Annotated in this window: 9 protein-coding genes; 4 read left to right on the forward strand and 5 right to left on the reverse strand. The window is 67.8% G+C overall.

Annotated features, from left to right (window positions below; all coding sequences use genetic code 11):
• The first annotated feature begins 121 nt into the window (after window positions 1-121).
• Window positions 122-1,501 carry a DNA repair protein RadA gene (radA, locus tag L1892_RS13680; RefSeq protein ID WP_235724149.1) on the forward strand — a complete coding sequence of 460 codons (1,380 nt, stop codon included), beginning with the start codon at window positions 122-124 and terminating at the stop codon, window positions 1,499-1,501.
• Window positions 1,502-1,522: 21 nt separating this feature from the next.
• Here the strand turns inward: radA and L1892_RS13685 are convergent, their stop codons facing one another.
• Entirely contained in the window at window positions 1,523-2,071 is a 549-nt protein-coding gene (locus tag L1892_RS13685; protein WP_235724150.1) for a PaaI family thioesterase, read from the reverse strand.
• Window positions 2,072-2,142: 71 nt separating this feature from the next.
• On the opposite strand from L1892_RS13685, the gene disA reads away from it, so the two are divergent.
• Entirely contained in the window at window positions 2,143-3,225 is a 1,083-nt protein-coding gene (gene disA, locus L1892_RS13690; protein ID WP_235724151.1) for a DNA integrity scanning diadenylate cyclase DisA, read from the forward strand.
• On the opposite strand, the gene L1892_RS13695 is transcribed toward disA, so the two are convergent.
• On the reverse strand, window positions 3,216-4,397 hold the full coding sequence (locus L1892_RS13695) for a CaiB/BaiF CoA transferase family protein (RefSeq protein WP_235724152.1): 1,182 nt from the start codon (window positions 4,395-4,397) through the stop codon (window positions 3,216-3,218). The two genes, disA and L1892_RS13695, sit on opposite strands and share 10 nt — an antisense overlap.
• Window positions 4,394-5,581 carry an acyl-CoA dehydrogenase family protein gene (locus tag L1892_RS13700; protein ID WP_235724153.1) on the reverse strand — a complete coding sequence of 396 codons (1,188 nt, stop codon included), beginning with the start codon at window positions 5,579-5,581 and terminating at the stop codon, window positions 4,394-4,396. Before L1892_RS13700 ends, L1892_RS13695 begins: the two co-directional genes overlap by 4 nt.
• 157 nt (window positions 5,582-5,738) lie before the next feature.
• Between L1892_RS13700 and L1892_RS13705 the strand changes: the two genes are divergently transcribed.
• The gene (locus L1892_RS13705) at window positions 5,739-6,746 is read left to right on the forward strand and encodes a LacI family DNA-binding transcriptional regulator (protein WP_235724154.1); all 1,008 of its coding nucleotides are present in this window, start codon (window positions 5,739-5,741) and stop codon (window positions 6,744-6,746) included.
• 57 nt (window positions 6,747-6,803) lie between these two features.
• On the opposite strand, the gene L1892_RS13710 is transcribed toward L1892_RS13705, so the two are convergent.
• Both L1892_RS13710 and L1892_RS13715 read right to left on the reverse strand, forming a co-directional pair.
• On the reverse strand, window positions 6,804-7,571 hold the full coding sequence (locus L1892_RS13710) for a hypothetical protein (protein ID WP_235724155.1): 768 nt from the start codon (window positions 7,569-7,571) through the stop codon (window positions 6,804-6,806).
• Between the two features lie 115 nt (window positions 7,572-7,686).
• Window positions 7,687-8,331, reverse strand: a complete 645-nt coding sequence (locus L1892_RS13715) for a carbonic anhydrase (protein ID WP_235724156.1) — start codon at window positions 8,329-8,331, stop codon at window positions 7,687-7,689.
• Between L1892_RS13715 and L1892_RS13720 the strand changes: the two genes are divergently transcribed.
• Complete coding sequence (locus tag L1892_RS13720; protein WP_235724157.1) at window positions 8,330-9,226, forward strand: iron-sulfur binding domain-containing protein; 897 nt, start codon at window positions 8,330-8,332, stop codon at window positions 9,224-9,226. The two genes, L1892_RS13715 and L1892_RS13720, sit on opposite strands and share 2 nt — an antisense overlap.
• The last annotated feature ends 205 nt before the right edge of the window (window positions 9,227-9,431 follow it).

The raw sequence follows: 9,431 nt of genomic DNA on the forward strand, positions 1-9,431 counted from the left end.
ACACCAACCTCACCTGCTGCCCAGCCTCCTGCGCGGAAGCCAAAGGGCGGCAGGTGAGGTTTTGTGTACGCCTGCGGGCGCGCGCGGAAGTGTTGTCGGGCATCGCGACTAGGGTGGGCGCGTGGCAAAAGCGAGGTCGACGTTCCGGTGCAGCGCCTGCGGACACACGGTCGCCAAATGGGTCGGCCGGTGTCCGGACTGCGGCGCGTGGGGCACCGTCGACGAGGTCGCATCGGTGCCGGCACGATCCAACGGCGTCGGCGGGGTCGCGCCGACGAGTCCGGCCCGCCCGCTCACCGAGATCAATGCCGACTCGTCGGCGGCCATCGCCACCGGGATCGGTGAACTCGACCGGGTGCTCGGCCGCGGTGTGGTGCCCGGGTCGGTGATCCTGCTCGCCGGTGAGCCCGGGGTCGGCAAGTCCACCCTGCTGCTCGAGAGCGTCAAACACTGGGCGCGAGGCGGTCGCACCGCGCTCTATCTGACCGGTGAGGAATCCGCGGGGCAGGTGCGCATGCGCGCCGAGCGCACCGACGCGGTCCACGAGAACGTCTATCTCGCAGCGGAAACCGATCTGGCGACAATCCTCGGCCACGTCGACGCGGTGAGTCCGTCACTGGTGATCGTGGATTCGGTACAGACCGTCGTGGCCACCGGCACCGACGGCGTCACCGGCGGCGTCACCCAGATCCGCGCAGTCACCACCGCGCTGGTGTCGATGGCCAAGAACCGCGGCATCGCAGTGATCCTGGTCGGGCACGTCACCAAGGACGGGGCGGTGGCGGGGCCGCGGTCGCTCGAGCATCTCGTCGACGTCGTGCTGTCGTTCGAGGGCGATCGCCATTCGACGCTGCGGATGGTGCGCGGCATCAAGAACCGTTTCGGCGCCGCCGACGAAGTGGGGTGCTTCGAACAGCGCGACGACGGCATCCATGAGGTCCCCGATCCCTCCGGAATCTTTCGTCACGAACGCGACGTCGACGTCAGCGGTTCGACGGCGATGGTGGCGATGGACGGTAAACGGGCGCTTGTCGGCGAGATCCAGGCGCTGACCAACAAATCGTCGATGGCCATGCCGCGACGGGCAGTCTCCGGTGTGGACTCGGCGCGGGTGGCGATGCTCATCGCGGTCCTGCAGAGCCGTCTCGGCGTGAAGCTGGACGATCAGGAGGTCTATGTGTCGACGGTCGGCGGCATGCGGGTCACCGAGCCCGCCACCGATCTCGCGATCGCGCTGGCCATCGGTTCGGCCGTCAAGAATCAACCGATCCCACACAACACCGTGGCGATCGGCGAGGTCGGCCTGGCCGGTGAGGTCCGCCGGGTGACGGCCGTCGCACGCCGGGTGGCCGAGGCGAAACGACTCGGCTTCGCCCACGCGATCATCCCCGCCGGCACCGACGAGAAACTGCCGTCCGGTATCCGGATAACCCGCGTGGACAATCTGGCGCAGGCGATCGCGGCGAAGCGCAAGCGCGACGTGGTCGACGCCCCGTTTTGAACCCGGCGCGTCCGGCCCCTACTACGGGCGCGACATCCGAGCCTTGTACTCGTCGGCGAGCCGGCTGTTGGCCAGATGGTCGGCGAAATGCTCGCGCACATCGATGGTGACGAAGATTGCGTGGCCGGTGGCCACGGGCTCATCCGGATCACCGAGGTGGGCGATGCCCTCGGCGTAGATCTTGCGGCGCTGGCGACCGAGCAGCTTCGCCGTGAACTGCAGCTGCGATCCGATCGGGATCGGCCGCTGATAGTCGACCTCGAGGTGCACGGTGACCGCCGACGGCCCGATCAGCAGCGGAATCATGCCCATCACGTCGTCGAACGCCGTCGACAGCACACCGCCGTGAATCACCCCGGGACCGCCCTCGAAGCGTGCGGCGACATCCATGGTCGCGGTCACCTCGAAGTCCTCGCCGGCGAACATCTGCAGGTGCAGGCCCTCGGCCGACTCCTCGCCGCAGCCGTAGCAAAGCGGATTGTGCATCCGCATCCGCTCGCCGGCCTTCGCCGCCTTCGGATGGCGCTGGACGGCATCGAGGTCGGCAGGCACCACAAAACTGCTCTTCACGTCCCGATACCCTAGTCGCAGCGCACCTGCCCGCGGTGGGCAGACCCACCCGTAGCCGTAGGAAGGCCGACATGGCGGAGACCGCGACATCCGAGCTCACCCGGGAGACCCTGGCGCGGGTCGCCCCCGGGACCGGACTGCGCGACGGACTCGAACGCATCTTGCGTGGCGGCACCGGCGCCCTCATCGTCATCGGCCATGACTCCGACGTGGAACGGATCTGCGACGGCGGGTTCCACCTCGACGTGGAGTTCGCCCCGACCCGCTTGCGTGAGCTCGCCAAGATGGACGGAGCGGTGGTGTTGTCCACCGATGGCAAACGGATCGTGCGCGCCAACGTCCAGTTGGTGCCCGACCCGTCGATCCCGACCGAGGAATCCGGCACCCGGCATCGGGCCGCCGAACGCACGTCGGTGCAGACCGGCCATCCGGTCATCTCGGTGAGCGCCTCGATGTCGATCGTGAGTGTCTACGTCGGCGGAGTGCGCCGGGTCGTCGAGAGTCCCGACCCCATCCTGTCGCGCGCCAACGTAGCCCTGGCCACCCTGGAGCGGTACAAGATGCGGCTCGATGAGGTGATCGCCGGCTTGTCCCGCGCCGAGATCGAGGACTACGTGCTGCTGCGTGACGCGATGTCCACCGCGCAGCGGATGGAGATGGTGCGCCGGGTGTCGGTCGAGATCGAGGAGTACGTCCTCGAGCTCGGCGTCAACGGTCGCCAGGTGAGCCTGCAGCTCGAGGAACTGATCAACGACAACGACACCATGCGCGAGTTGCTGGTTCGCGATTATTTCGCCAGCCCCGAACCCGCGGGCACCGAGGAGGTGCGCCAGACGTTGGAGACCGTCGAGCAGCTGTCGGACGCCGACCTGCTCGACCTCACGCTCCTGGCCGGCGCGTTCGGCTACCCGACGACGATCGACGCGCAGGACACCACGATGAGCCCGCGCGGCTATCGACTGCTCGCGCGGATCTCGCGTCTGCAGTTCGCGCACGTAGACCGGTTGGTGCGCAGTTTCGGCACCCTGCAGGCGCTGCTGGCCACCAGTGCCGCCGACCTGCAGGCCGTCGAGGGCATCGGCAGCATCTGGGCGCGCCACATCCGCGAGGGACTCTCCCGTCTCGCCGAGAGCAGCATCGAACGCTACGAGTAGTCGCGCCGAGTAGGCGGCGCCCCGCAGGCCTCGACTTCTGCGGCCGGAACCGTGTGCTCACCCAACCGGGGCGGTGCCGACCGGTAGGTCGCAGGGGTGACCGACAGACGGATCGGGTTGGCGACGGTTCGGACGGACATGGCTCGGCCCGGGTCCGCGATCTCGACCACCGGCGTCAGCCCCAGTCGCTCGGCGAGCGCGAGAGCGTCAGCGATGTCGTTGAGCGGGCCGCACGGCACGCGCCGTTTCGTGAGCTGCTCGAACCAGGCGTCGGCGGTGTCGGCGGCGAGCGCCGTGTTCAGGATCTCGCCGAGCTCCTCACGATGCGCCACCCGCGCCTTGTTCGACGAGAACCGCTCGTCGGCAGCAAGTTCCGGCCGGCCCAGCGCGTCGACGAGGGCAGCGAATTGACGATCGTTGCCGACCGCGAGCACCAGCGGCCGATCCGCCGTGCCGAACACCTCATAGGGCGCGATGCTGGGATGCCGGTTGCCCATCGCGTGCGGCACCACGCCCGCGGTCACATACGCCGAGGTCTGATTCACCAGCGCGGACAGCAACGACGACAGCAGGTTGACCTCGATCCGCTGCCCCTCACCGGTGCGATCCCGATGCCGCAGCGCAGACAGAATGCCAACGGCCGCATGCAGTCCGGTGATCACGTCGACCATCGCGACACCGACCTTGGTGGGTGTGTCCGGGTCGGGGCCGGTGATGCTCATCAGGCCGCCGACGGCCTGGATGAGCAGGTCGTAGCCGGGAAGCTGATTGCCACCGCCGAAGCCGGTGACCGAGCAGTAGACGATGTCGGGGTTGATCTCACGCACCGCGTCGTAGCCGAGGCCGAGGCGATCCATGGTGCCGGGCAGGAAGTTCTCCACCACCACATCGGCGCGCGCCACCAGCCCGCGGGCGGCGTCGAGCCCGTCGTCGTCGGTGAGATCCAGCGCGACGGACTGCTTGTTGCGGTTGGCCGACAGGAAGTACGACGACTCGACATCATCACCGGTGCCCACCCAGGGCGGCCCCCAGGCGCGGGTGTCGTCGCCCGCACCCGGCCGCTCGACCTTGATCACCTCGGCACCGAGATCGGCGAGCAGCATCGTGGCATACGGCCCCGCCAGCACTCGACCGAAATCGGCGATGACCAGCCCATCGAGTGCGGCCGTCACCGGAATGCGCCCTCCCCGGTCAGCGCCTTGCCGATGGTGAGTTGATGCACCTCGGAGGTGCCCTCGTAGGTGAGCACCGACTCCAGGTTGTTGGCGTGCCGGATCACCGGATACTCGAGGGTGATGCCGTTGGCGCCCAAGATGGTTCGACATTCACGCGCGATCGCGATCGCCTCACGCACGTTGTTGAGCTTGCCGAGACTGACGCGCTCAGGGGTGATCTCGCCGCGGTCCTTGAGCCGGCCGAGGTGATAGGCCAGCATATGCCCCTTACCCACTTCGAGCGCCATGTCGGCCAGCTTGGCCTGCGTCAGTTGATATCCGGCCAGCGGCTTGTCGAACACGTGGCGCGACTGCGCGTAGTCGACGGCCACCTCGAGACAGTCACGTGCGGCCCCCATCGCGCCGAAGATGATCCCGAACCGTGCCTCGCCCAGCGAGGTCAGCGGCCCGCGGAGACCCGCGGCCTCCGGCAGCATCGCCGAAGCCGGCAACCGGACGTCATCGAACACCAGCTCGGAGGTCACGGATGCGCGCAGCGAGAGCTTCTTGGTGATCTCGGGCGCGGAGAAACCCGGGGTGTCGGTCGGGACGACGAATCCGCGGATGCCGCGGGGGCTGTCGTCGAGGTCGGTTTGTGCCCACACGACCGCGACGTCGGCGATGGAACCGTTGGTGATCCACATCTTGGTGCCGTTGAGCACCCAGTCGTCGCCGTCGCGCTTGGCGTTGGTGCGCATCCCGGCAGGGTTGGAGCCGAAGTCGGGTTCGGTGAGCCCGAAGCAGCCGATGGCCTCGCCCGCAGCCATCCGCGGCAGCCATTCCTGCTTCTGCTCCTCACTACCCCAGTGATGGATCGAGAACATCGCCAGCGAACCCTGCACCGACACCAGACTGCGAATGCCCGAGTCGACGGCCTCGAGTTCCAGGCAGGCCAGGCCATAGGCGGTCGCGCTCATGCCCGGGCAACCGTAACCATCGAGATGCATACCCAACGCCCCGAGCTCACCGAGTTCCTTCGCGAGCTCCCGGGCCGGCAGCTGCGCATCCTCGAACCACTCGGCGATGCGCGGACGCAGGCGCTCCTCACCGAATTTGCGCACGGTGTCGCGGATCGCGATCTCCTCCGGTTCGAGCAGCGAGTCCAGCGCGAACAACTGACCGAGAGTCTGGGGTCGGGACATGTGGTCTACCTCCGATGGCAGCGTCGGCAACAGTCTCAGACTACTGCGCTTTGTGTATGAGAGATCGTTCTCGCTAACGTTTGCGAGAACGTTTGCATGGCCTAGGCTAGGGGCACACACGCGGTTCGTCAACGGCGTTCGAGGGGAGGCTGCGCACGTGACCGAGGCAGATCGGGTCCCAACGCTGAAAGAAATCGCCGAACGGGCCGGCGTGCACGTCTCGACCGCGTCGCGAGTGCTGCGCCAGCCGGAGCCCGCGGTGGGCTGGTCGGAATCGGCCCGACGAGTGCGACAGGTCGCCGACGAACTCGGCTACCAGCGCAACATCTGGGCGGCGAGCCTGCGTACCCGCAAGACCACCACACTCGGGGTGGTGATGACACGGCTGACCGACGGTGTGGTCGCGACGACCTACCAGGGCATCGAGGAAGCCGCGTCGAAAGCCGGGTACTCGGTGCTGCTGTCCAGCCCGCCCGATGAGCTCGCCGCCCAACGCCGGGCCATCGAATTGCTGGTTGGTCGACAGGTGGACGGACTGATGATCAGCGGCCTGCACACCCCCGGCGATCCGTTCGTCGATTCGTTGGCGCTCGGCCGACTTCCGCTGCTCGCGGTCACCCGCCACGCCGGGTCGTCGTTGCCGTTCGTCGGCGGCGACGACCGGCACGGCGGCTATCTCGCCGCGCGCCACCTGCTCGACCGCGGCCACACCGACCTCGCGGTGATCGCGGGCCCACCGCACGCCACCACCGCATCGGACCGAACCGCCGGATTCCGCGCCGCCCTCGAGACGGCATCGGTGCCGCTGCCGGACAGTCGGGTCGTCGGATCCGGTTTCGAGGTCGATGGCGGCATCGTCGCCGGCCGGCAACTCCTCGACAGCCCGGACCGACCCCGCGCGATTTTTGCGGTCTCCGACACGATCGCCATCGGTGTGATGGGCGTGGCCCGCGATCTCGGTCTGCGCATTCCCGAGGATCTCGCGCTGATCGGCTACAACGACATCCCGGTGGTCGCGCAGTTGCCGGTCCCACTCACCACCGTGCGATCACCGGCACATGACATCGGCGCCACTGCCACTCGCCGCCTGCTCGACCTGGTCGCCGACCGCGAACCGGAAACGATTCGCCTGCCGGTCGAGCTCATCCCTCGAGCCACCACCTGACCCGTTTTGTAGTACCAACCCGCGGTTTTTCGCTGGTTGGTACTACGAAACCGGGGGTCACGGCTCCTGCGCGGGCGCGACCACGTTGAACGTGATCGGCGCGGACTCCTTCTCCCCGATTTTTCCGATGGCTTGGTAAGCCCCGACCGGGACTGGCACACGTGGCGTGTCACAGCCGGGGCTGCTCGTGGTGAACGACCAGGTGATGGTGTCGCGCACTTGCTGGGAGGGTTTGAGGCTCACGTTGTTCGGGGTCTGCAGCGGCGAGCAGTCGCGCGCCGACCACAATGTGCGCGTGCCGTCGAGGTTGCGGACGATCACATCCTGAGCGGATTTGCCGACGTCACGCGTGCACTCGGTCAGGCCGGCGTTGGTCGTGACGATGGTGAACACCGGCTGGTCGCCCTGGGAATAGGTGGGTTTGTCGGTGTAGAGCACCACGGAGATGTTCGCGTCCGGACATAATCCGGAGGCCGGCACCGGACCGGGGGTGGCCGACTCACCGCCGGGCGTGGGCACTGCCCCGGACGCCGAGGCGTCGTTCGGTGCCCCGGCGGCCGCGTTACCACCGGCGACACCACCGCCGGTTCCGCCTCCGGACACGCCGGCACTCTCCGACGGCTCCGACGATTCGGCCGAGTAAGCGATCGTCGACGACGGGGCCGACGACGTCGCGGCCGCATTGCTGGGCTCGTCGCCGCCGCTGCTGGTGGCCCAGATGATCAAACCGATGATCAGACCGATCACGAGGACGGCGCCACCGAACGCGACGACGCGTCGTCGCCAGTAGATCTCGGGTGGTAGCGGGCCGCTCGGTTCGATCACGCCCCCACGCTAACGGGAGGCGAGAAACCACCGTCCGACCCGGCTCGGCGTGTCGCGCAAACCGGGCCTGACCGGCGGAAAGTCTAAAGTTGGGGTTCAGCCCCGCCCGGTGACCTCAGCCGTGCGCGACGTCGACCGTCTCGACTCCGTCGAGTTGACCGAGCACGCCGCGAACCTGCGCACGCCCCTCGCCGAGCTCGTAGGTCAACCCGATGATCGCCAGCCGACCGTCCTCGACACGATCGGCGATGATCCGGCTACGCTCCATCAGCTGCTGACCGGTCTCCAGCACGTGGCGTGCCTCGAATTCGTCGACACGGGTCAGTCCCTCGCTGCGGCCGGCCAGAATGCTGGGGCTCACCTTCTCCACGACGTCCCGGATGTAGCCGCCGGGGATCTCCAGGTTGTCCAACGCGTTCAGAGTTGCCTTCACCGCTCCGCAACTGTCATGCCCGAGCACCGCGATCAGCGGGACCTCGAGGACGGCGGCGGCGAACTCCAGCGAACCGATGACGGCCGAATCGAGAACCTGGCCCGCGGTACGGACCACGAACATGTCGCCGAGGCCCTGATCGAAGATGATCTCGGCAGACAACCGTGAATCCGAGCACCCGAAGAGGACGACGTGCGGGTGCTGCCCCGACGTGAGACGTTCGCGGTCCTCGATACCCTGTTTGGGATGTTGAGACTCCCCGGCGACGAACCGATCGTTCCCCTCTTGCAGGATCTTCCAGGCTTCGGTAGGCGTCAGTTGGCTCATGTCGAATAGTGTGCCACCGCCCGCGCTGCTGGGCTGGTTCGACCTCCACGAACGCGACCTGCCCTGGCGAGAGCCGGGACTATCGGGATGGCAGATCCTGATCAGCGAGATCATGCTGCAGCAGACCCCGGTCTCCCGGGTGATCGGACCGTGGCGGGAATGGGTGACGCGCTGGCCGGTGCCGTCGGCGATGGCCGCCGCCTCCCCGGGCGAGGTGCTGCGCGCCTGGGGCAAGCTCGGCTACCCTCGGCGGGCGCTGCGTCTGCACGAATGCGCCACGGTGCTGGCCCGCGATCACCACGACCGCGTGCCCGACGACGTGGCCGCGATGTTGCAGTTGCCGGGTATCGGCGACTACACGGCTCGAGCGATCGCCTGTTTCGCCTACGGGCAACCGGTTCCGGTGGTGGACACCAACGTCCGACGGGTCATCGCCCGCGCGGTGCACGGCCGCGAACACCCGGGCAACCCCGCCCGAGCCGATCTCGCCGACGCCGACGCTCTGCTGCCCCGCGCAGCAGACGGCTCCCCCGCCGACACCGCGCCCCGGTTCTCCGCGGCGCTGATGGAACTCGGTGCGCTGGTGTGCACGGCACGCACACCTCGCTGCGACGAGTGCCCGCTCACCGACTGCACCTGGGTCCGCCTCGGTCGCCCGGCTCACACCGGACCGAAACGCAAGGTGCAGAAGTTCGCCGGCACCGATCGCCAGGTGCGTGGACTGTTGCTCGACGTCTTGCGGGGCACCGCCCATCCGGTCGAACGCCCACGACTCGACCAGGTGTGGACGTCGGACACCGCGCAGCGCGACCGCGCGCTGGACTCACTGCTCGTCGACGGTCTGGTCGAGCTCACCGACGATGGCCGGTATTGCCTTGCGGGAGAAGCGGGCTGAAGGTGTGAATGGTCTCGATACGTCGCTCGCCTAGCAGCTTGCAACTACTCCCTGGATCGAGTAGCAGCGAACGGAGTGAGTCGCGTATCGAGCTATGGGGCCGGCTTCGCCGGTGACGCGGAGATGCGAAGGTTTGCCGTGGTTGAGTCGGGTGGACGGGCGATACTGGTGGGTGTGTCACGTTGTGAACCCGTTGATCTCTAGC

Origin of the sequence: Gordonia tangerina, from assembly GCF_021556435.1 — a bacterium.
GTDB lineage: Bacteria > Actinomycetota > Actinomycetes > Mycobacteriales > Mycobacteriaceae > Gordonia > Gordonia tangerina.

Bases quoted from the DNA above. Each gene is read 5' to 3' on its own strand.
- disA (WP_235724151.1), top strand. From the start codon at position 2,143: ATGGCGGAGACCGCGACATCCGAGCTCACCCGGGAGACCCTGGCGCGG.
- L1892_RS13720 (WP_235724157.1), top strand. From the start codon at position 8,330: ATGTCGAATAGTGTGCCACCGCCCGCGCTGCTGGGCTGGTTCGACCTC.
- L1892_RS13715 (WP_235724156.1), bottom strand. From the start codon at position 8,331: ATGAGCCAACTGACGCCTACCGAAGCCTGGAAGATCCTGCAAGAGGGG.
- L1892_RS13700 (WP_235724153.1), bottom strand. From the start codon at position 5,581: ATGTCCCGACCCCAGACTCTCGGTCAGTTGTTCGCGCTGGACTCGCTG.